We start from the raw sequence: 21,355 nt of genomic DNA, 5'->3' as shown, positions 1-21,355 counted from the left end.
TTCTCCCGCCGGGCTTTTTCTTCCGGCGTGCGATTCTTTCTGGCCATATGTATAACCTCCTGTGTGATGCTTCTATTTTACACCACTCAGGAGGTTTACACATAATTTGAAGAAGTCTCGGGTTGATGATCCCCATACCGGCTACCTGCTGGTCATACTGGCGTTGCAGGCGCTCGGTCGTCTCCTGTTCTGCGCGAATCCGGGCCGCTCTGGCGGCGGCATTGTCCTGGTGCGACTGTCCGCCTTCCTGGCGCTGACTTGCGGGGCCAGCGTTATCCCCTTCGCCGGGGTCCTGGTGGTTTTCGGTCACATCTTCTTCCTGAGAGTCCACGACACTCTCCTGACCAGCGGTTTCCTGTTCGGTCACCTGGTTTTCAAGTTCTTCCATGCTGTTCTCCTTTCGCCGTTATTCGCCCCGGCCGCGAAATAAAAAAGCGTGAGCAACCTGTAAGGATTTCTTACAAGTTACCCACGCTCGGGTCCTCCGACGGAACGCTTACCGTCGGGAGCAATGTTTACTTGATTTCTTTCCGTTGCACCTGTATCACCTTCACCCCGTCTTTAACGGGGATCAGTTCCACTCTGTCGCCTTTGGCAAGAATGGATTCAATGGCCTTGATGGTATCACCACTCACTGCTCTGCCACCACCTTCCCCTTGTTTTCGCACTTGGGGTCCCGGCAGATATAGAGGATTTTTCCTTCTCTCCGGACCACCTGGCAGTCCGTCTTACACCGTGGGCACAGCACTTGCACCGCCTCCCATCATGTCAAACTGGGCCGCCGTGGGGTTGCCGCCCATCTGGCCCGTAGGCACCTGCTGGGCGCTCTGCATCTGCTGAACTGTCTGCTGGGCGGTCACAGCCTGGGTCACAAGCTGCAAAAGCTGGGGATTCTGTGCGAGGGCCTGCACGATCTCAGGCGGCACCGCCGGGGCAAACTTGCTTTCCCAGTCCTGGATGATCTCCTGCTTCTGCGGGATGTCCAGCACGTCCACCATGGCCTCAAACAGCTTGTAATTGTCCGGGGTGACCTGCGCCGCAACAAGGTTTTGGAGGGCCTGGAGCGTCGCCGCCTTGCTACGGATCACGCCGTCACCAGCGTTTACGGTCACATCCACCCGGGGCCAGTACCGGCGCTTCTCAGAAATGATGTCACCGGTCATAAAGTCACGCTGAACCGGTACATAACCAGCCATCCGGTCGGAATTGAAGCTGAAATTCACCGGGTCTTCGTCCGGCTTCTCTGCCCCGATAAAGATTTGCCGCTCCTCGTCGTAGAACTCCAGCACCGACCAGTCAATCAGCTCATAAAGCCGCTCAAAACCGGCGTTTCGGTCGGCCTTTTTGATCTCCATTTGGGTGTCTACGTCGGAGCGAATCATAGCCAGCTCAGAAGCCGTCTTGACAGAACTGGAGACCTTGCCCTGGTTGGTCTCATAGTTGCGGTTGGTGCGCTGGATCTGAGTGAGCAGCCACTCCACCATAGGAAGGGAATTAGAACCGCTGTTCAGTCCGCCCAGGCGGGCAATCTTTCCGACGGCGTTCTGCCGGACGGTAACCACAGCACCGGGGACGTTGGTAAACTCCTCACCAGGGGCAAGGGCGTTTTCCTCCACCAGCACAATGTCGTTGGCGGTAAAGGCGTCATTCAGCAGGCCATTGGCAAGTTCCCTGTCGGCTGCGTCCACCATGGGAATGATAGGCTCCAGCTCAGAACGGTTATAGAACTGGTTTTCGTCCCGAATCCGCCAGTAATGGACGAACGGGAAAAGCCGGTTCTGATCGCCGGTGCGCGCCCAATAATCCGGATTGTGCTTGACCTCATGCCCACCGGCCTGAATGGTATAGCCCACTCGGCCGGTCTCCGGGTCTTTGTACCAAAACTCCATCACCTGCACGGTATCTTCGGAGTCCTCGACATTGGGGGTCACCATGTCAAAAATGCCGCCACGCTCCGTGTACTCGCTCTCCAAAATGGTGTCTACCGTCATGCCATCCTTGCGCAGCGCGTCCCCGTAGGTTTGCCAAAACACCACCTTGTGGAGCCGGTAGAGATAGGCCACATACTGCCCAGCCTGGATGCCGTCCGGGCCTGCGGTGGGGTCGATGTACAGCGCATCCACCGGAACGTCCCGCACTCGGATGTCGCCCCAGTTGGGGCCGCAGGGCATACCATCGTCCCAGTACACTTTCCAAAAGGCGTCGCCGTACTTGGTCAGCCGCCGTTCATTGCTGGTGTTGAGATCGTCCAGGCGGTTGTTTTGGCAGACGAACTTGCACGCATATTCACGCTGTTTGGCCTTGCTGCTGTCCAGATCGTCGTCCCGCCCCCGGAACTCCGGCTCGGGCACCACGGGGTCCACCTGGCTCTCGACCATAATAAACGGGTCAGGCACCACCGCCGGGTCCCATCCAATGTCAGAGTCCCGCACGGCCTCCCGGATCTCGTCCGATACCGCGTGGATGAAATTATAGTAATCGTTGTACCGCACCCACTCCGTCTCGCGGAATGTGCGGGCGTTTTTGGCCTTGGCAAAGAGCTGCCCCGCCGTTTCCTCCCTGGCCTGCCGGTCAGAAAAATCATATCCGGGGATTGCTCCTCTCTTTTTCTTAGGCACGGCGGCGTCTCCTCCTGTCCTTTGCGTTGAGTATGTCTATCAGCTTCTTGTGGGGTTCCTCCGGCGTCTCCAGAACCACCATGGACTGCTGGGGCCGGATGTGGTTTGCAATGGCAAGGCTCATGACCAGGTCGTCATGCTTGCCCGGTAGCGCCTCGGCGCGTCCTTTGTCGTTCTTGGCGAAGCTGAGCATTTCGGCCAGTGTGGCATCGTCCACGATGTTCTCCAGGTTGTCCCGGGCCGCCTCCACCAGCTCGGCAATGATAACCGGCCGTGTGGCCGTGTTGGTGTTGAATCCATAGGCCTTTTTGAGCGCCCCGGTATAGGTGTCTGTCTGCTCCCGGGTGTACTGCCTCGGATAGTTCAGCCGTTGCAGCTCCTTGACGGGGTGGGTGCTGTAATTGACCTCGACACCCACCAACGCCTCGTTGTAGTACATACCCAGGCAGTAAATTTGACGGGCAAATACATCCTCGTCCATTTTTCCGTGCAGGACTGCCACCTGCTCCCCTGTGGTGTTGTCCAGCACATGGGCCGCGAAGAAGTCACTCCATGCCGTCCCGCTGTCTCCGGCGGTATCTCCGCCTATGACGTACGGCACACCATCCGCAGGCTGCTTGTAAATGGTTATATCCCCATCGGCGCACGGCTCCCAGGTGATCCCGGCAACCGTCAGGCCGTCGTACTCATAGACAAATCGGCCACGCTCCCCGGCCTTGGCCTTTGTGGCCTGCCGCCATGCGGCTAATGCCGTGAATGGGGGGGCTGAATAATGGCAAAGGCAACCCAGACAACCACAAAGAAAACCACCAAGACCACGCGGAAAACGGTGATCGGCGGCAGCAAACCCGGAAAGACCTGCCCCACTTGCCATAAGCCCCTATGAGCAGCCGGCACATTGAGGACCGCCGCCGGGTCGAGTCCGTCACCAGCACCAAGCGCCTGATGGACGCCATCAACGGCACTGTCTTAAAACCCCGGGAACGTGATGTGCTCATGCTGAAAATCTTTGATGATCTATCCCACTATGAAATCGCTGACCGGCTGAACATAACAGAGAAAACATCGCAGCGGCTATTCGCAAAAGCTATACGGAAATTACAGGACGCCTTATAAACGGGGCGTCCTTTTTCTATGCCTTTTTCAGCCTATTTCAGTCATTTTGTTGTCAGTTCAAAACAAAAAATGCAGTTTAGAATGGTCTCATAAGGAGGACATGGCGAGAGCGGGCCAATGAGCCCGCGAGGACGCAAGGCGTCAATGCTGTGCCCTCCTATTTTTATGAAAGGAGATATGGAAAATGGCTGAATTTGCAAGCAAGGGTGTTGCTGGTGCCGGTCTGGGCCTCGGAATCGCTGGTACTGCGCTGGGCCTTCTGAACGGGGGCGCCGGCCTGCTGAATCTGCACAGCGGCATGGCCGGCTGCTGCTCCGAGAACACCGCCGTCAACCGCTACGAACTGAACCTGACCCAGGAGATCGCCTCCAAGGACGCCCGCATTGGCCTGCTGGAGTCCCAGGTCTACGTTGACCAGAAGCTGACCGACGTTGTGAAGGACTACACCGGCCAGATCAACGCGCTCCAGGCGCAGCTGGCGCAGCAGGCGGTCTTTAATGCCACCATCAACGGTACTGTGTCTTGTATGCAGGGCCAGATTGCGCAGCTCCAGAGCCTGACCAAGCTGGTTGTGCCCAACGCCAGCGTCTGTCCCGGCTGGGGCAACGTGACTATCACCCCCGCCACCACCACCACTACCACGCCCGCCGCCTGAAGGGCTGTTCCTGTCTCGGCATTCGCCCTGACAGCAGAGGAGCCGGCACCAAAGAAGGCCCGGACACGGAAAAAGGGGAAGGGTTGACGCCCTTCCCCTTTTTTAAATCAGGAGGTATTTATGGTTACAATGCAGCAGGTCAAAACCGGCCTTGTTAAATACATTGATACTGACGTTCTTCCCCATCTGACCGGCATTAAAAAGCTGGGCCTGGGCGTCTACACGGCGCTGGCCGCCAACAACGTGGTCGGCCTGATAGAAAAATACCGTGAACATCCGGCGGTTGCCGTGTTGGACGTGATCGACACCGACGGCAACGTGGATATCGACAAGCTATACCAGGCTCTTGCGCCGCAGTTTGCCAACGACGAAAAGCAGACTATCAGCATCCCGCTGATCGGTGACATGACTGTTGACCGCACCGACCTGGAAAAACTCTACCGCTACATCAAGGGGTGATAACCATGAAAATGATTGCTGAAATCGTTGAGGATATCCGCGAGGAGCTGGACAGCGCCGAGCACTACGCAAAGAAGGCCACCCAGTACAAGGGTATGGACGACCGCCTGTCCTCTATGTACGCCACTATGAGCGCTCAGGAACTGTCCCACGTTGATACTCTCCATGAGCAGGCTGTACGCCTGATTCAGGCGCAGCGGTCCGAGGGAAAGGAAATCCCCGCCGGTATGCAGGCCGTGTGGGATTGGGAGCACTCGCACATGATGGACCGCGTGGCCCGCATCAAGGTACTGTTGGAGACCGCCCGCCGGTAAACCCGTGTGTAACACCGTGTGCAATTTGTGTGTTAATTTTCGGTTTTCAATTACCGAAACCGGAATCACAAAACGTAATGCGGAAACTCCCAATCGTTTGCGAGAGTAAGAAAAAACCCTGTAGCTGTTGAAGCTACAGGGTTTTCTTTTTGGCGCAGAAGGAGGGATTTGAACCCTCGCGACGGTTTCCCGCCCTACTCCCTTAGCAGGGGAGCCCCTTCGGCCACTTGGGTACTTCTGCGTGCCGAATGAACATACCTTATAAAAGTGTGGCGGAGAGAGTGGGATTCGAACCCACGGATGCTTCCACATCGCCGGTTTTCAAGACCGGTTCCTTCAACCACTCGGACATCTCTCCACGTCCTGTCCAGGTCAAATGCAAAAAAGATTATACAATATAGTTCCCTACTTGTCAATCTCTTTTTTCATTTTCTTCAAAAACATAAAAAATGCCGCCGCGCTGTCTGCGCGGCGGCATAACTCATCATGCGAAGAACGCGTGGGCGCCGATGGTAGCAACATAAGTGCAGTTGCGGCTGAACCAGCGGCTGGAGGAAATGGAGGGATTGATAAAGTACAGGGCATTGCCTGCGGTATTAGTACCCTCCATAGCCAGCTTGGCGGCGATGACGCACTCCGCAGTGGGGGTACGATTGATGCGGCCGTTGGAAGCCGGCGTGAACTGATTCCGCTGGAAGATCACGCTGTAGACCGAGTTGGGGAACTGAGGGCTGGCCACACGGTTGAGCACCACGTTGCCCACAGCGATCTTACCCTCCAGAGACTGGTTGCCGCTCTCAGCGTAAATGATACGGGAGAGCCAGTACAGATCCTCCTGGTCGTAGAAGCTGTCACCGGAAGCAATAGGACCGCTGCCGGAAGTGATCTCGATCACGCTCTCTGCACCGTTCCAAACCACCTTGGCACCCAGGGCCTGACACAGGGTGCGGACAGGCACCAGCACCACACCATTCTCCAGCTTCACGCCATCGGGCACATACAGGTACCGGCCGTTGGCCACAATATACTTGGCGCCGGGGGCGATCTGCAGCTTCAGGCCGGGGGCGGTAACCTCCGCCTGGCCATTGTTCCACACGGCCACAGCTTCAGGATAAAGGGCCTGCACGATAGGCCAATAGGAGACGTACGTCATTTCATTTTCTACCTTGGTGGCAAACTCAGTCACCAGGGACGTACCATTTACTTCAAAGCTGACGCCGCTCTCAGCAGCGTACGCAGGCCCGGTCAAAGACACACAAAGGACCAGACTTGCGAGCGCGCAAAGGGCTCGTTTTTTCATTGTTAGGAATCCTCCTGTTACAGACTGTTACTTGTTGTTCATCTTTTTGTAACCACATTGTAACCACTTTCAAGCTAAAAAGTCAATAGGAAATTTTCCCGTTTTTTCTGAATCCATTGCAGCACAATGGATTCAGCTTTTAAATTTTTTCATCAAGTAAACATTTTATTGAATTATGTAACCAAAGATGGATACAAAAAATAACAAAAAGAAACAGTCTTTTACCATATGTTTCTCCCTGAAACTCTCTGTTGATTTACCACAATTCCCTGCTTGATTTTATAGTCTGGCCCACGCTTCCTATAGCCGCGCGCAGAGCCCCAGTTTTCGCCTTCCGCCCCATCAAATCAAAATTTTTTCTTTTTTCATTTTACCCCTTGACGTAGCAAAAAAATCTGCTATAATATAGTCCGTTGCCTGTCCTATGCAGTCAACTTGTAGAGCACTCACCATGGAGAGATGGCTGAGTTGGTCGAAGGCGCACGATTGGAAATCGTGTAGGCGTTAATAGCGTCTCGAGGGTTCGAATCCCTCTCTCTCCGCCAAAGAAGGACATGACCAAGGTCATGTCCTTCTTTTTATTTTCCTGCCGTCTGGTGCGCTATCGTCTCTATTTTTCCTTGACAATTTATCTTCTCCCCTCTATAATATTATTCAGCGCTCAGTTGGTCGGAATAATCTGATCCCCTGTTCAGCGCAGTTCAATTTCATCCGGGTGTGGCGAAGCTTGGTATCGCGCTTGGTTCGGGTCCAAGAGGCCGTGGGTTCAAATCCCGCCACTCGGACCATGCGGAGTGTCCTTATAGGATCTGAGTATCCTGCAAAGGCACTCCGCATTTTATTTACATCCATAGCAACACAAAACGCTAGATTGTGTGGGGGGCTTACCATAATGTCAGAGCATTATGAGCAGCTCCCCCACCACCGAGAATTCTCCTTGACAATTTGTTTCTTCTATTGTATCATGTTACAAGTAATTTGGAATAAATTATGCGCTAGTGTGGCTCAGAGGTAGAGCAGCTCACTCGTAATGAGCAGGCCGTGGGTTCGATTCCCACCACTAGCTCCAAAAAAGGCACGACATATGTCGTGCCTTTTTTGTTATTTTCCGGCGTTCTTGGTGCCCTCGCTGTCAAAGCGCCCGGCGCAGCTTCAGAATAGTTAGATTAATCTCTCCATCCACCGCATCTCCAGAGCCGGAATAGGTCAACGTAAACGTTGTGGCTGCTGGCGCCCGCAGAATAAGAAAGCTCGAGCCTGCCGCACTCCCACCGGCTGTACTGACAGCAAAATAGATCCCTGTCTCCAAATGGGTGGTACCGTTATAAGATGGCGTTACCTGCATATAGTTGGCCTGCCGAAAAACCGCTGATACCTTATAAGAAATCAAATAATAGCCAGGTTCCAGCGCAATAACCGTGGGACTGGCCTGGGTGATCTGCCCGGTTGGATCTGTCACATCCGGAAACACCACCAACTGACTCCCTCGAACAAGCGGATACTGATAATTTACATACGACGCAAACACATCATCTGGAGCGGTGCCGGCAGATCCAGTAGGGCCTGTGGGACCCGTGGGACCTTCTCCCCCCGCAGGGCCAGTTGGCCCCTGCGCTCCCGTCGGCCCTGTGGGGCCGGTGCTGCCCACCGCTCCTGTTGGGCCCATGGGACCCGTTGCTCCTGTTCCTGCAGGGCCTGTGGGGCCTGTTGGGCCGACAGGGCCCGTATCACCCGCTGCCCCTGTGGGACCTGTTGGGCCTGTGGAACCGGCTCCATCGGCCCCTGCAGGGCCTGTAGGACCTACTGGGCCAATACTGCCAGTCGCCCCTGTGGGACCCGTAGGGCCTGTTGGACCGGTACTGCCCACTGTCCCCGCCGGACCCATGGGACCTGTTGGGCCGGCATTGCCCGTTGCTCCTATGGGGCCTGTGGGACCAACACCGCCTGTTGCCCCTGTAGGGCCGGTAGGTCCCTGCCAGATACAGCAGGGCGGTCCGCTCGGGCGAAGCGGGTCCGGATTATAATATCGATACTGCTCGTTTTCCCATCGCCGCACGGCCGCTCCCTCGTCTCTCCTTAAATTCTCCGGCAACTCATGAAAGGATTGCCGTCTGCTTCATCCTATTCTCTCCCCTGGCCGCTGGTGCTGTCGACAAAGAAAAACCGGCCCCTGCCGCAGCTGCGGCAGGGGCCGGTTCTGTCTGCTGGAGATCAATACAGCAGGTTCTTCTCGGTCTGAGGATCAAACAGGTGAATGAGCTCAGGACGGAACGCAAAGTTGATGGCGGTACCATAGGGGATACCGGCACGATGCTCCTCAGGCAGCTCGGTGGTGGGAATACGCAGCACCACGTCCTTGCCGGCGGCGGTCACATGGAGGTACACCTCGCTGCCCATCATCTCGGACACATCCACCGTGCTGGACACGGTGTGAGGACCAGCCACAGGGGCAAAGGAGATGTGCTCAGGACGGATACCGGCCACCACATCCATGTCGCCCACACCCTTCTCGGTGAGGATCTTCTGGGCCTTGTCAGCCAGCTCAATCACAGCGTCGGCCACAGCGATCTGATACTTGCCGTCCTTCTTCTGCAGCTTGGCATCGAAGAAGTTCATCTGGGGAGAGCCGATGAAGCCGGCCACAAACAGGTTGGCGGGACGATCGAACACTTCCTGAGGAGTACCGATCTGCTGAATGAAGCCATCCTTCATGATGACGATACGGTCGCCCAGGGTCATAGCCTCGGTCTGATCGTGAGTCACGTAGATGAAGGTGGTGTTGATGCGCTGGCGCAGCTTGATGATCTCGGCACGCATCTGGTTACGCAGCTTGGCGTCCAGGTTGGACAGAGGTTCGTCCATCAGGAACACCTGAGGATCGCGGACGATGGCGCGGCCGATGGCCACACGCTGACGCTGGCCGCCGGACAGAGCCTTGGGCTTACGATCCAGGTACTGGGTGATATCCAGGATGGCAGCAGCCTCACGCACCTTCTTGTCGATCTCATCCTTGGGCACCTTGCGCAGCTTCAGGGCAAAGGCCATGTTCTCATACACGGTCATGTGGGGATAGAGCGCGTAGCTCTGGAACACCATGGCGATATCGCGGTCCTTGGGCTCCACATCGTTCATCCGCTTGCCGCCGATGAGCAGATCGCCCTCGGAGATATCCTCCAGGCCGGCCACCATCCGCAGAGTGGTGGACTTGCCGCAGCCGGAAGGACCGACCAGCACGATGAACTCCTTATCCGCGATCTCCAGATTGAAGTCGTGGACAGCGGTCACCTTGTTGTCATAGATCTTCTTGACGCCTTTCAGAACTACAGTTGCCATATACATGGACCGTAAGGGCAATGCCTCCGCAAATACCCTCTCGCCCCGGGAGAGCAAAACTCCCAGAACGTTACGACAGGTCTCCACACTGCCGCACCGCCGGTCCGGCGGATTTTCCTCCTTTTTTTCGACTCTTCCGGCCTATAGGAATGGAGTAGGACCGGAAGGCCTGTATTTGGGGGTGCGCTCTATTCAGCCGCGGACTAATTCGCCGCGGAAGAATACATCTTTCAGTTCCAGATTCTCATCCAGAACAACCACATTGGCCCGCTTGCCGGGCTCCAGGCTGCCGGCCCGGCTGAAAATGCCGATAGCCTTGGCAGGATTGACCGCAGCAGCCCGCACGGCATCCGCCAGAGGGATGCCAAAAGACACGGCGGTCTTCATACAATTCATCAGATCGGTAACAGAACCGGCCAGGGTGCCGTCCTCCAGGGTAGCATACTTGCCCTTTACCTTGACGGCCTGGCCGCCCAGAGTATAATCGCCGTCAGGCATACCGGCGGCCCGCATGGTATCGGAAATCAGGATGACACGCTTGGCGCCGAACATCTTGAACACCGCCCGCACCACAGAGGGATGGATGTGAACGCCGTCACAGATCAATTCCACATTGCACAGCGGAGTGTCCAGAGCCGCGCCCACCACACCGGGAGCCCGGTGGGTAAAGGCCGGCATGGCGTTAAACAGGTGGGTCACCTGCCGGGCGCCCAGCCGGAAGGCCTCCATAGCGGTATCGTAATCGGCGGTGGTGTGGGCCAGGGAGATGGTAACCTCGCTCTCCATAGCCTCGATAAACTCCATGGCGCCAGGCTCCTCGGGAGCCAGGGACACCAGTTTTACCAGGCCCTGAGAGGCAGCAATAAGGCGGCGCAGCATCTCCACATCAGGGGCATGGAGCCAATCGCCGTTCTGAGCGCCCTTCTTGGCCATGGAGAGGAAGGGCCCCTCCAGATTAATGCCGCACAGGGCAGCGCCGGGCTTGTCGGCAGCTTTATGGGCGGCCGCCACCTGGCAGACCTTGGTGAGCTGATCCTCCAGCAGAGTCATGCCGGCGGGGCAGATCTGGGTCACGCCCCGGGACAGCTCATACTGGGCCATGATCTCCAGTCCCTCGGGATCAGCATCAGAGAAGTCGTGGCCTTTACAGCCATGAAAATGTACATCGGTCAGACCGGGGATCACATAGCAGCCGGTGGCATCATAGGTCTTGCCATCGCTGCTGGAGTTGGAAAGAAGCCGACCGTCAAAGCAGACGTCCCGCTTGACAAATCCCTCCTGCAGGTCAAAAACCTGGCCGCCGGTTATCCGCATACGGGAACACCTGCTTCCACAAGCTTATGGAGGGCAGCCTTATCGCCCACCAGGGTTACGTCGGGATGGAGCTGGAGCACGGAAGCAGGCACGTCCTTGGTGACGGGGCCGGTAAAGGCCTCCTTCACGATGTCGGCCTTCTCCTCGCCGCTGACGATAATCAGGATGCGGCGGGCATTCATGATGTTCTTGATGCCCATGCTCAGAGCGTGGCGGGGCACCTCGTCCCGGCTCTCAAAGAAGCGCTTGTTAGCCTCGATGGTGCTCTCGGTCAGGTCCACCAGATGAGTCTCCAGGCCGAAGTCGTCGCCCGGCTCGTTGAAGGCAATGTGGCCGTTATGGCCCATACCCAGCAGCTGCAGGTCAATGCCGCCCAGATCCCGGATCAGCTTGTTGTAAGCCTCGCACTCGGCCTCGGGATTCTTGGCCAGACCGTTGAGCACATGGGTGTTCTCCGGCTTGATGTCGATGTGATTGAACAGGTTATCCTGCATGAAATAGCGGTAGCTCTGCTCATGGTGGGGAGAAAGGCCCAGGTACTCGTCCAGGTTGACGGAGCGGACCTCCGCGAAGGACAGATCGCCCTTCTTGTACCAGTCCACCAGCTGCTTGTAGGTTCCCACAGGGGTACCGCCGGTAGCGAGACCCAGCACGCAGTCGGGCTTGTAGATGACCTGGGCGGAGATGATGTTGGCCGCCCGGCGGCTCATGGCCTGATAATCTTCCGATTGATAAATACGCATAATAATGTAACTCCTAGCCTTTCATATCAAAGTGGGGCGGACGGGTCACCGCCCGCCCCGAAACTTGATCTGGGATCAGCAGTATTTGGCAATGGCAGCGGTGATCATGGCATAGGCCTCGTCCACCACGGCGGCATCGCTGTCGATCAGGCCGGGCATGGGCTTGCGGACGGAGCCGCAGTTCACGCCGTTCTTGGCCAGGATGGCCTTCATCACGGCATACAGGTTGCCGTGAGCGGAGCACATCTTATAGATGATGCGGCAGATATCGTTCTGAATCTGGCGGGCAGGCTCCATCTCGCCCTTCTGGAAGTGCTCATACACCTTCAGGAAGAGCTCGGGCATAACGGCATAGGTGCCGCCGATGCCGGCGCAGGCGCCCATGGCCAGACCGGACACATACTGCTCGTCGGGACCGTTGAACACGATGACCCCGGCATCCTTCCACATCTGGATGTCCTGAACAGGCATGGAGGAGTTCTTCACGCCGATGACCCGGGGATTCTTCTGCATCTCAGCCAGCAGAGAGGGAGTCAGGGCCACACCGGCCAGCTGGGGAATGTTGTAGATGATGAAGTCGGTGTTGGGAGCGGCAGAAGAGATGTCGTTCCAGTAGCCGGCGATGCCATACTCGGGCAGGTGGAAGTAGATGGGGGGAATGGCGGCAATGGCATCCACACCCAGGCTCTCAGCATGAGCAGCCAGCTCCATGCTGTCGGCGGTGTTGTTGCAGGCAACGTGGGCAATGACGACCACCTTGCCCTTGGCCTCGGCCATCACGTTCTCCAGTACCACCTTGCGCTCAGCCACGCTCTGGTAGATGCACTCTCCGGAGGAGCCGCCCACATACAGACCGTTGACACCCTTGCCAATCAGGTAGCGGGTCAGGGCGCGGACCTCGTCGGGAGAAATGTTGCCGGCCTCATCATAGCAGGCGTAAAAGGCCGGAATCACGCCCTGGTATTTTTTCAGATCGCTCATGTTAATATTCCTTCTCTCAAAACGATAATAAACGAACTTCTAAGATAAATCAACCCTTAAATACGCACGCCGCAGGGTAAAATAACTGTGCCAGCGGAGCAGCGTCCGGTCAGCGGGATCAGCCCTTGACCGCGCCCATGGCGATGCCCTGGGTGAAGTACTTCTGGAAGGCGATGAACACGGCCACGATGGGGATGGCGGCCAGGGTGGCGCCAGCCATGATGAGGCCGAAGTCGCTGGACATCTCGCCCTGCAGGCGGGCAATACCCAGAGAGATGGTCCAGTTGACACGGCTGGTCAGCATGATCAGCTGGAGGAAGTAGTCGTTCCAGGAGTTGACGAAGGTAAAGATGGCCAGAGCACCGATGCCGGGCTTGATCATGGGGAACACCACGCTGAAGAAGGTGCGCAGCTCCCCGGCGCCGTCCACCCGGGCCGCTTCCAGGATCTCATTGGGTATGGTCTCCGAGAACTGTTTCATCAGGAACACGCCGAAGGGCCAGCCCACGGTGGGCAGGATAACGGCCCACAGGGTATCCGCCAGGTGCAGGAGGTTCATCTCACGCAGCAGGGGGATGACGATAACCTGCTTGGGCAGGGCCATGGCGCAGATGATGATGGTGAAAAGGAGGGCCCGGCCATAGAACCGCTTCTTAGCCAGAGCGTAGCCGGCCAGAGCGGCGGTGAGGCAGGTGAGCACCAGCGCGCCCACAGCCATGATGATGGTGTTGAGCAGCCACTGGCCGGCGGGATTCTTGAACAGCTCGGCGTAGTTCTCCAGAGTAGGACTCAGGGGGAACCACTGAGGTGTACGTGCGTTGATGGTCATGGCGTCCTTGAAGGAGCCGGTGACGATCCAGTACAGCGGGAAGATAAAGAAAATCGCCAGAAGGATCAGGATCACGACGGTGATCACCTTATAGCCGGTGGAAGTACCGGCCAGCTTGCTTTTCGCGTTATTCATCTTCTCACCTCCTTAACCGTTGTCGGTCTTCGCGAACTTGAACTGGATGGCAGAGAAGATCGCGATGATGATGGCCAGGATCACGCCCATGGCGTTGGCGTAACCGAAGTTCTGGTTGTTGTACGCCATCTGGAAGATGTAGTACATAATGGTGTCGGTGGCATGGTTGGGTCCACCGGAGGTCAGCAACTGGATCAGTGCGAAGCACTGGAAGGAGTTGATGGTGGTGATGACCAGGATGTACAGGGTGGTGGGCATGATCTGGGGCCACTTGATCTTCCAGAACACCTGGAGCTTGGTGGCGCCGTCCACCTGGGCCGCCTCCACCAGAGACTGGTCCACGTTGCCCAGAGCGGCCACATACAGCACGATGGGCTGGCCAATGGAGGTGGTGAACAGGATCAGGATGATACACCAGATGGCGGTGGCGGAATTACCCAGCCAGTCATAGCCGGTGGTACCAAAGATCTGGTTCAGCAGACCGTTATAGGGGTTGAACATCCACTTCCACACCACGGTAACTGCCACAGTACCGGTAACCACGGGCAGGTAGAACACGCAGCGGAAGAAGGAGCGGGTCACCGCCTTCATCTGATAGATGGCGGAGCTGACCCACAGGGAAAAGGCGGTAACGGCGGGCACCGCTACCACGACGATGATGACGGTATTCAGGAATCCCTTCCAGAAGACGGGGTCCTGTGCCATCTTAACATAGTTGGCAAAACCAATGAACTTGGTGGCGGAGCTGTCCAGGCCCATCTCCTGGAAGCTGAACACCACGCACATGATCATTGGGATCACCACAAAGCCGATAAAGAAGACCAGGCTGGGCAGCAGGAACAGGTAGGCGGAAATGGTCTCCCGCCGGACCAGGGCCTTGCTCATGCCGGAGAACTGGGACCGCTTCTCCTTCTTGGGCTTCTTCGCGACCGTTGCTACGGCGTTTTGTGCCATGAGATTCTCCCCTCTTTTCGAACTTATTTGCACACCTCTCCAAATCATTTTGGAAAAGCAACTGTGCCCGCCCCCTCACAGGGAGCGGGCACAGAAAGTGCGTCAGATCATACTTGCGCCGCTTAGCCGATGGCAGCGTTGCTGGCGCTGACAAACTCGTCAGCAGCAGTCTGAGCATCCACGCCGCCGGTCAGGATCTTCTGGAGCATATTCCACCAGTTGGTGCGCTGCTCGGTCCAGCCGCCGATGACGTTGTAGTAGTCGCCCATGTAAGGCATCAGGGTCAGGAACTCAGCGGCATCAGCCTCGGTGTCGGTACCCTCGTACACGTTGCCCAGAGAAGCACGGACGGGGAAGAAACCGGTCAGCTGCACGCTCTCCTTGGACTGCTCGGGATCGTCGCAGATGTAGCGGATGAAGTCCTTGGCAGCCTCGATCTTGGCCTCGTCGCCGTTGTCAAAGATACCGAAGCCCCAGATGCCGCCGCACAGCTCGGGCACGCCGTCGTCAGAGGGGAAAGCCATGGCATAGGGGGTGAAAGCAACCTGAGAAGCGTACTGAGCCTTGTTGGAAGCGTTCCAGCAGAAGGTCACAGCAGCGGTGCCGTTGGCAAACTGCTGCAGCTCATCAGCAGCCTGGAAGCCGGCGTTGGCGTTCAGAGAGCCATTGTCCACCATGGACTTGATGAGCTCCAGAGCCTTCACGTTCTCAGGAGAGTTTGCGGTGTACTCAGTGTGGTCGGCATTGGTGTAGGTGCCGGAGTACAGGTTGTTGACGAGAGCGCGGGTGCCCTGGTCGCCGCCCTGGCCGCCGCAGTAGACGATACCGGGCACGGCCACCAGACCGGAGTCGCGGACGGCCTCCATGGCCTTCACGAAGTTGTCAGTAGTCCAGGTGCGGGTCTCCTCGTCGATGTACTGCAGAGCACCAGCCTGCTCAAAGACCTCATAGTTGATGGCCATGCAGTGGGTGGTCATGCACAGAGGATACTCATAGTACTTGCCGTCCAGCTGGCAGGCATTCACAACAGCCTCGCTGGTGGCGGCGATGTCGGCAGTGGCCTCTTCGGTCCACAGGTCGGACAGGTCCACCATCAGGTTGTTGGCGCCCCAGTTGGTCACCAGACGCTCGGGACCCTCCATGATGATGTCAGGAGCAGTGCCGCTGGTGATAGCGGAAGTGACCTGAGTATCACCGTTGGTGTAGTCCAGCAGCTCGAACTTGATGGACACGCCGGGGTTGGCGGCGGTGTACTCATCGATCAGAGCCTGCATGGTGTCATAGTCACCAAACTTGCCGATGGGGTAGGTCCAGATGGTCAGCTCCACAGTTTCGCCGGAGCCGGAGGGAGTGTTGCCGGACGGGGTGTCGGTGTTGCCGGCGGGGGATTCGCTAGTGCCGCCGCCGCCGCAGGCAGCCAGGCCCAGAGACATGGAGGCAGCCAGCATGAGCGCAAGAATACGTTTCTTCTTCATCATTCATCCTCCTCATTTTCGATAATTTTCGTGATTACTCAGTGGTAACCCGTTGTGTAGATTGTACAGTTCAACACAAGATTTGTCAATAGCGAATTGCACATTTTCTTTCTTCTTTTGCGGTGTCTGCAAATTTTTTTCAAATTCCACTGTTGACGGTCAAATGTGTTTGTCTGACAACACTTCAGCCACCAGTTCCTGTCTGGCACGGCAGCCCTCCCGATCCCGGCGGCATACCTCATGGAAGAGTACATCCATCAGATAGAGCTGGGCAATACGGGCAGCTACGGAACCGCCCTGGAGGGGGCCCTCCCGGGAACCGCATTGAAGCACAATGTCGGCATAGGCGGCGCCGGGAGACTTGGGGAACCGGGTAACCAGGATAATCCGTGCTTTCCGGTCCCGGATAATCTGGAGGTTCTTCATCAGCTCTTTGGTGGAGCCGGAGTAGGAGAAATAGATGACCAGATCGCCGGGGGTGAGCTGAGAGGCGGCAATCGCCTGAAGATGGGAGTCCATGACCGCTGTAAAATTCAGCTGAATGGTGCTGAACAGGTGGGCACACTCCTGGGAAAGGATCATGGATCCTCCCTGGCCCATGCACAGTACCCGGCCGGCGGAGACGATCATATCCGCCGCCTTGCGCACCGCATCCGCCTGGATCAGCTCCAGAGTCTGGGCCAGGGCCTCGGAATCACTGCGATAAACAGCGCGGCACATTCCCTCCACGCTGTCCTCTTCCTCCAGCTCTCCCGCCTCTGCGGCACTGTGATCCATCCGGCCGGCAGTAGCGTTGGCAATGGCCAGCTTAAAAGCGCTGTAGCCCTTGTAACCCAGCCGTTTGCAGAAACGGGAGATGGTGGCCTCGGCCACGCCGGCCTCCTCCGCCAGCTCCGAGATGGACATAAACTGGGTCTGCTGCTGGTGGATAACGGCGTAGTCGGCCACCTTTTTCTCCGCGCTGGTCAGCTGGTAGTACTCGCTGTTGATCCGTTCAAAGACATTTACTAACGGCATTGCCGCCCTCTCAATTCCGCTCCAGGATCTGGCCGATCATCTGATCGCACATGATGAGCATCCGAGGCAGGTGGAAGGGACCTTTGAAGGTGGAACCCTTGCAGGGAGGCTCGGTGGGCTTGCCGTCCCGGCGCAGATAGCCGTACCAGTCGCCGTACTCAGGATCAGAGAAGTATTTCTTGCAGTAATCCAGGGTCTTTTCAAACCACTCCAGATACTTCTCGTCGCCGGTATCACGATAGATCATCATAGAGGCGATGAGGATCTCGTCGTGAGGCCACCACAGCTTCATGTCGTGCTCGTAGGCCTCGGGGGGACGGCCCAGGCAGTCAATAAAGTAGAGCAGTCCGCCGTACTCCTTGTCCCAGCCAGCATTGATGGCCTGGTCAAAGATCTTGATGGCGGTGGCGTGCTGTTCCTTGTTGCCCCGCAGGTTGGCGTCCTCCATCAGGAACCAGGAGCACTCGATATCGTGGCCGGGATTGACCACACGGCCCTCGGTCACATCGCCCCGGAACTCGCCGTTGGGACCCACGCTCTCCAGAGTGCAGCCCAGCTCGGGCTTATAGTGGTAGCGGAAGATCTCGTCCACACACTGAGCGGCCCGCTGGTTATACAGCTCAGCCTGCTCGGGGTCCACCCGGCGCAGCACGGAGGTGATGTTCAGGTAGATCATGGGGTTGGCCAGAGCGCGGCCGGAACGGGTCTCAGGAATGGTCTTGGGGCCCAGTCCGGTGGGGTCCTTGATCAGGCCCTGATTCAGATTCCAGATCAGCTCATAGGCAGCGCGGGCACGCTCCAGGCACTCCTTGTCCCCGGTAACACCATAATATTCGGCGTTGGCGATGGCGTAGAACCCCTCGGAGAAACAATAGCGGCGCTGACGCAGGGGCTTGCCGTCACCGGTCACGGTGAAGTACATCCGGTTGCCTGCCTCCCGGTTGATGCAGCAGCGCTCCATAAAGTCCAGGCAGCTCTTGCTGGCAGCCAGCCACTCGTCCTTCACCCCATAGGTGTGGCACAGATAGGCAAACATCCAGGCGCAGCGGCCCTGCATCCATACGCTCTTGTCGGTGGAGAAGATCTTGCCTTCCCGGTCCAGGCAGGTGTAGACGCCCCCGTTTACCGGGTCCATGCCATTTTTCAGCCAGAAGTTGACGCTCCGCTCCAGCTCTTCCTTGATCCATTTCTGATGATCCTGCAGACGTGCAGTGATATCCATAATCGCAATTCCCACCTTTCCATTGTTGGGAGATGATCCCCCGTTGGTTCCATCATACCCGTCGGTCCATCCCCCGTCAAGACCTGGGAAGAAAATAATTTTCAGAATCCTGAAAATATGCTTGACAGATTTAAAAAAACTGGTAGCCTATACATATAACGAGCTTTCTGTTTCCCATATATGTTAAGGAGGATGTCTCATGAAACATCTTGGCATTGAAGTCCCTGTCAAACACATCCCCGAGCTGGACCCCGGTTTCCTCCCCCTGGGCAAATTTTTTGCATCCTTCCTGAAGGACGCCAAAAAGCCTCTGGATCTGGCCGTTGAGCGGGCCGGCGGCGAGGTAGCCGTCTACAAGACCTTCATCCACGGTACCCCCGACATGGCTGAGGCCGACCGCTACTATGTGGACCGGCTCATCAAGACGATGCTGTGGTATATGGGCGGCTTCAAGGTCTACATCAGCGGCGACAAGGAGATCTTTGAGGCCATGAAGGCCACCTACTGTGTGGGCGGCAAGCGCTCCTTCGATGCCGACTTCATGTCCAATGTGTATGAGAAGCCTTTTGAGGTTGTGTACTGCGACCAGGTGCCCGCCGAGAAGAGCAATCCTCAGGCTGTGGGCCGTCACCTGGGCGGCTGCCGCATTGGCTTCGACGCCGGCGGCTCCGACCGGAAGGTGTCCGCCGTCATCGATGGCGAGCCCGTGTTCAGCGAGGAAGTGGTCTGGTATCCCAAGGTCACTGCCGACCCCGACTACCACTATGAGGGCATCGTGTCCGCCCTCAAGTCCGCCGCCCAGCATATGCCCCGGGTGGATGCGGTGGGCGTCTCCTCCGCTGGTATCTACATCGAGAACCGCACCATGGTGGCCTCCCTGTTCCTGAAGGTGCCCAAGGAGGACTTTGACGCCAAGGTGAAGGACATCTACATCCGCGCCATTAAGGACACCTTTGGCGATGTGCCCTATGTGGTGGCCAACGACGGCGACGTGTCCGCTCTGGCCGGTGCCATGAGCCTGGAAGAGAACAACATTATGGGCATTGCCATGGGCACCAGCGAGGCCGTGGGCTATGTGGACCAGAATGGCAATATCACCGGCTGGCTCAACGAGCTGGCCTTCGCCCCCGTGGACGCCAACCCCGGCGCCATGGAGGACGAGTGGTCCGGCGACATCGGCTGCGGCGTGAAGTATTTCTCTCAGGACGGTGTCATCAAGCTGGCCCCCGCCGGCGGCATTGAGCTGGACCCCGCCCTCTCCCCCGCCGAGAAGCTGAAGGCGGTGCAGAAGGCTATGGAGGAGGGCAACCCCGGCGCCGCCGCGGTGTACCGCTCCATCGGCGTATATCTGGCCCACTCTCTGGCTCTGTACTATCACTTCTACGGCTTCAAGCACGTGCTGCTGCTGGGCCGCGTTATGTCCGGCAAGGGCGGCGACCTGCTGCTGGATACTTGCAAGAGCGTGCTGGCTGACGAGTATCCCGAGATCGCTTCCAAGATCAACCCCACCATGCCCGACGAGAAGGCCCGCCGTGTGGGTCAGTCTGTGGCCGCCGCCTCCCTGCCCGAGATCAAGTAAATGCGGCGCCACATCGTCTGTCTGGGAGACTCCAACACCCATGGCTACTGTCCCGATCCTGCCGACTGCGCCGACGGTTCCTGCTTCCGCTTCAATGAGGAGGAGCGTTGGACCTGCCGGCTGCAGCAGGCCTTGGGAGATGGATACCTGGTGGTGGAGGAGGGTTTGTCCGGCCGCACCACCGTGTTTGATGACCCGGTGGAGGAGGGCCTGTCCGCCCTGTCCTGCCTCTATTCCTGTCTGAAAAGCCACAAGCCGGTGGATCTGCTGGTGGTCATGCTGGGTACCAACGATTCCAAGGAACGCTTCGGGACCAACGCCTACACCATCGGCCGGGGTATGGAACGGCTGGTCCGGGCCGCTCAGGCTATGGACTGCTGGGTAAAGAGCAAACCCAACATCCTCATCATCGCACCCAAATCCATTGAGGAGGGGGTCTATGCCTCTCCGGTGGCCGATGAGATGGGGCTCGGCTGTGTGGAAAAGACCCGGGGGCTGGCGGCGGAATATGAGGCCGTGGCCCGGCTCACCGGCTGCGCCTTTCTGGATGCCAATACCCTGAATCTTGCCTGCAATACGGCGGACTATATGCACCTGACCCGGGAGAGCCACGCCAAACTGGCCCAAGCTCTGGCCCAGCTGATTCCCACCCTGATCTGAATAAAAAATGTGGACGGCGCTGCCGTCCACATTTTTTGTCTCTATACATTATTATTTAATAGTATAGCCGCCACGGACCATGATGGTCACATCGGTGGAGGCCTTGACCCCCCGGCCATCGATGGTTGCCAAATACAGGTGGTTGGCGGTCAGGTTTTTCCCGCCGGCCAGGGCCGAGCCGTCAGTGGTGTCGATGAGGCCGGGGGCTGTATCGGACACACAGACTGCCGTGCCGGTCCGCAGCAGAAACTCGCAGGCCGCGGTGCCCACCACAGTCTGTCCCGCCTTCAGGTTGACAATCTGGAACACACCGCCGGCGGAAGTGGAATCGGAACTGCCGCTGAGGGCTTTTTCCACCTCATCCACATAGCCGTCCACCACACCAGACAGCTTCTTTTCCAACTCAGACTGCTTGTCCGCCACTTTGTCATCCACCTGATCCAAAATGGCCGGGATCGCCTGATCCTCCAGATAGCTGAGGGTAACCAGGGGGTCATTCTTGCTGCCCTGCTGCCCGGCGGCCACCGCCACCCCTACCAGCGCCAATGTAACCAAGCCGCCGGAGATCAGCCGGACCAGCCCTTTTCTCTGCTTCATATGTACCTCCTGTCTGACGGGGAGCCGCCCTCGGGGACGGCTCCCTTCTTGTCT

At 57.6% G+C, this 21,355-nt stretch carries 20 protein-coding genes and 5 tRNA genes; 8 read left to right on the top strand and 17 right to left on the bottom strand.

Annotation, left to right across the window (positions count from 1 at the left end; all coding sequences use genetic code 11):
* The 3 genes from B5G06_RS14160 to B5G06_RS06675 all read right to left on the bottom strand — a co-directional run.
* Window positions 1-388: hypothetical protein (locus B5G06_RS14160; RefSeq protein ID WP_204220758.1), on the bottom strand; the 388-nt coding region annotated here is incomplete at its 3' end.
* A 340-nt stretch (window positions 389-728) separates the two neighbouring features.
* Window positions 729-2,618, bottom strand: a complete 1,890-nt coding sequence (locus tag B5G06_RS06680; RefSeq protein WP_087188313.1) for a hypothetical protein — start codon at window positions 2,616-2,618, stop codon at window positions 729-731.
* Window positions 2,611-3,219 carry a hypothetical protein gene (locus tag B5G06_RS06675; protein ID WP_143382715.1) on the bottom strand — a complete coding sequence of 203 codons (609 nt, stop codon included), beginning with the start codon at window positions 3,217-3,219 and terminating at the stop codon, window positions 2,611-2,613. The genes B5G06_RS06680 and B5G06_RS06675 overlap by 8 nt, the downstream gene beginning before the upstream one ends.
* A 699-nt stretch (window positions 3,220-3,918) precedes the next feature.
* On the opposite strand from B5G06_RS06675, the gene B5G06_RS06665 reads away from it, so the two are divergent.
* From B5G06_RS06665 to B5G06_RS06655, 3 genes are all read left to right on the top strand, one after another.
* The gene (locus B5G06_RS06665) at window positions 3,919-4,389 is read left to right on the top strand and encodes a hypothetical protein (protein WP_087188310.1); all 471 of its coding nucleotides are present in this window, start codon (window positions 3,919-3,921) and stop codon (window positions 4,387-4,389) included.
* A gap of 120 nt (window positions 4,390-4,509) precedes the next feature.
* Window positions 4,510-4,848: a hypothetical protein gene (locus B5G06_RS06660; RefSeq protein ID WP_143382714.1), complete on the top strand. Its 339-nt coding sequence runs from the start codon at window positions 4,510-4,512 to the stop codon at window positions 4,846-4,848.
* A 5-nt stretch (window positions 4,849-4,853) separates the two neighbouring features.
* Window positions 4,854-5,162, top strand: a complete 309-nt coding sequence (locus B5G06_RS06655) for a hypothetical protein (RefSeq protein ID WP_087188308.1) — start codon at window positions 4,854-4,856, stop codon at window positions 5,160-5,162.
* A 150-nt stretch (window positions 5,163-5,312) separates the two neighbouring features.
* On the opposite strand, the gene B5G06_RS06650 is transcribed toward B5G06_RS06655, so the two are convergent.
* The 3 genes from B5G06_RS06650 to B5G06_RS06640 form a co-directional block, all read right to left on the bottom strand.
* Window positions 5,313-5,403: transfer RNA gene (locus tag B5G06_RS06650), tRNA-Ser, on the bottom strand.
* Window positions 5,404-5,432: 29 nt separating this feature from the next.
* A tRNA-Ser gene (locus B5G06_RS06645) sits at window positions 5,433-5,520 on the bottom strand.
* Between the two features lie 126 nt (window positions 5,521-5,646).
* On the bottom strand, window positions 5,647-6,315 hold the full coding sequence (locus tag B5G06_RS06640; RefSeq protein WP_242955380.1) for a cell wall hydrolase: 669 nt from the start codon (window positions 6,313-6,315) through the stop codon (window positions 5,647-5,649).
* Window positions 6,316-6,915: 600 nt separating this feature from the next.
* On the opposite strand from B5G06_RS06640, the gene B5G06_RS06635 reads away from it, so the two are divergent.
* The 3 genes from B5G06_RS06635 to B5G06_RS06625 all read left to right on the top strand — a co-directional run bounded on the left by B5G06_RS06635 (window position 6,916) and on the right by B5G06_RS06625 (window position 7,531).
* Window positions 6,916-7,007 (top strand) — tRNA-Ser (locus B5G06_RS06635).
* 166 nt (window positions 7,008-7,173) lie between these two features.
* Window positions 7,174-7,250: transfer RNA gene (locus B5G06_RS06630), tRNA-Pro, on the top strand.
* Window positions 7,251-7,456: 206 nt separating this feature from the next.
* A tRNA-Thr gene (locus tag B5G06_RS06625) sits at window positions 7,457-7,531 on the top strand.
* 63 nt (window positions 7,532-7,594) lie between these two features.
* Here B5G06_RS06625 and B5G06_RS14360 read toward each other — a convergent pair.
* The 10 genes from B5G06_RS14360 to B5G06_RS06570 form a co-directional block, all read right to left on the bottom strand.
* Window positions 7,595-7,939, bottom strand: a complete 345-nt coding sequence (locus tag B5G06_RS14360; protein ID WP_087188306.1) for a hypothetical protein — start codon at window positions 7,937-7,939, stop codon at window positions 7,595-7,597.
* A 734-nt stretch (window positions 7,940-8,673) separates the two neighbouring features.
* On the bottom strand, window positions 8,674-9,795 hold the full coding sequence (gene ugpC / locus B5G06_RS06610; RefSeq protein WP_087188317.1) for an ABC transporter ATP-binding protein: 1,122 nt from the start codon (window positions 9,793-9,795) through the stop codon (window positions 8,674-8,676).
* 192 nt (window positions 9,796-9,987) lie between these two features.
* Window positions 9,988-11,109: an N-acetylglucosamine-6-phosphate deacetylase gene (gene nagA, locus B5G06_RS06605; protein WP_087188305.1), complete on the bottom strand. Its 1,122-nt coding sequence runs from the start codon at window positions 11,107-11,109 to the stop codon at window positions 9,988-9,990.
* Window positions 11,100-11,852 (bottom strand): glucosamine-6-phosphate deaminase, encoded by a 753-nt coding sequence (gene nagB, locus B5G06_RS06600; RefSeq protein ID WP_087188304.1) that lies wholly within the window; start codon window positions 11,850-11,852, stop codon window positions 11,100-11,102. Before nagB ends, nagA begins: the two co-directional genes overlap by 10 nt.
* A 75-nt stretch (window positions 11,853-11,927) precedes the next feature.
* A complete protein-coding gene (locus B5G06_RS06595; protein WP_087188303.1) occupies window positions 11,928-12,833 on the bottom strand; it encodes a dihydrodipicolinate synthase family protein in 906 nt (301 codons plus the stop codon).
* Between the two features lie 118 nt (window positions 12,834-12,951).
* On the bottom strand, window positions 12,952-13,797 hold the full coding sequence (locus B5G06_RS06590) for a carbohydrate ABC transporter permease (RefSeq protein ID WP_087188302.1): 846 nt from the start codon (window positions 13,795-13,797) through the stop codon (window positions 12,952-12,954).
* 12 nt (window positions 13,798-13,809) lie between these two features.
* Window positions 13,810-14,682 carry a carbohydrate ABC transporter permease gene (locus B5G06_RS06585; protein ID WP_343286355.1) on the bottom strand — a complete coding sequence of 291 codons (873 nt, stop codon included), beginning with the start codon at window positions 14,680-14,682 and terminating at the stop codon, window positions 13,810-13,812.
* Window positions 14,683-14,873: 191 nt separating this feature from the next.
* The gene (locus B5G06_RS06580; protein WP_087188300.1) at window positions 14,874-16,226 is read right to left on the bottom strand and encodes an extracellular solute-binding protein; all 1,353 of its coding nucleotides are present in this window, start codon (window positions 16,224-16,226) and stop codon (window positions 14,874-14,876) included.
* A gap of 159 nt (window positions 16,227-16,385) precedes the next feature.
* Window positions 16,386-17,243, bottom strand: coding sequence for a MurR/RpiR family transcriptional regulator (locus B5G06_RS06575; protein ID WP_087188299.1), 858 nt, complete (start codon window positions 17,241-17,243; stop codon window positions 16,386-16,388).
* Window positions 17,244-17,253: 10 nt separating this feature from the next.
* Window positions 17,254-18,465, bottom strand: coding sequence for an AGE family epimerase/isomerase (locus B5G06_RS06570; protein WP_087188298.1), 1,212 nt, complete (start codon window positions 18,463-18,465; stop codon window positions 17,254-17,256).
* Window positions 18,466-18,664: 199 nt separating this feature from the next.
* On the opposite strand from B5G06_RS06570, the gene B5G06_RS06565 reads away from it, so the two are divergent.
* On the top strand, window positions 18,665-20,044 hold the full coding sequence (locus B5G06_RS06565; protein WP_087188297.1) for an ROK family protein: 1,380 nt from the start codon (window positions 18,665-18,667) through the stop codon (window positions 20,042-20,044).
* Complete coding sequence (locus B5G06_RS06560) at window positions 20,045-20,704, top strand: GDSL-type esterase/lipase family protein (RefSeq protein WP_087188296.1); 660 nt, start codon at window positions 20,045-20,047, stop codon at window positions 20,702-20,704.
* 51 nt (window positions 20,705-20,755) lie between these two features.
* Here the strand turns inward: B5G06_RS06560 and B5G06_RS06555 are convergent, their stop codons facing one another.
* The gene (locus B5G06_RS06555; protein ID WP_087188295.1) at window positions 20,756-21,301 is read right to left on the bottom strand and encodes a hypothetical protein; all 546 of its coding nucleotides are present in this window, start codon (window positions 21,299-21,301) and stop codon (window positions 20,756-20,758) included.
* Between the last annotated feature and the right edge of the window lie 54 nt (window positions 21,302-21,355).

Source organism: Flavonifractor sp. An52, assembly GCF_002159385.1.
GTDB lineage: Bacteria > Bacillota > Clostridia > Oscillospirales > Oscillospiraceae > Flavonifractor > Flavonifractor avicola.
Note: the sequence above shows the minus strand (reverse complement) of the source record. Positions and strands in the feature narration are given on the sequence as shown.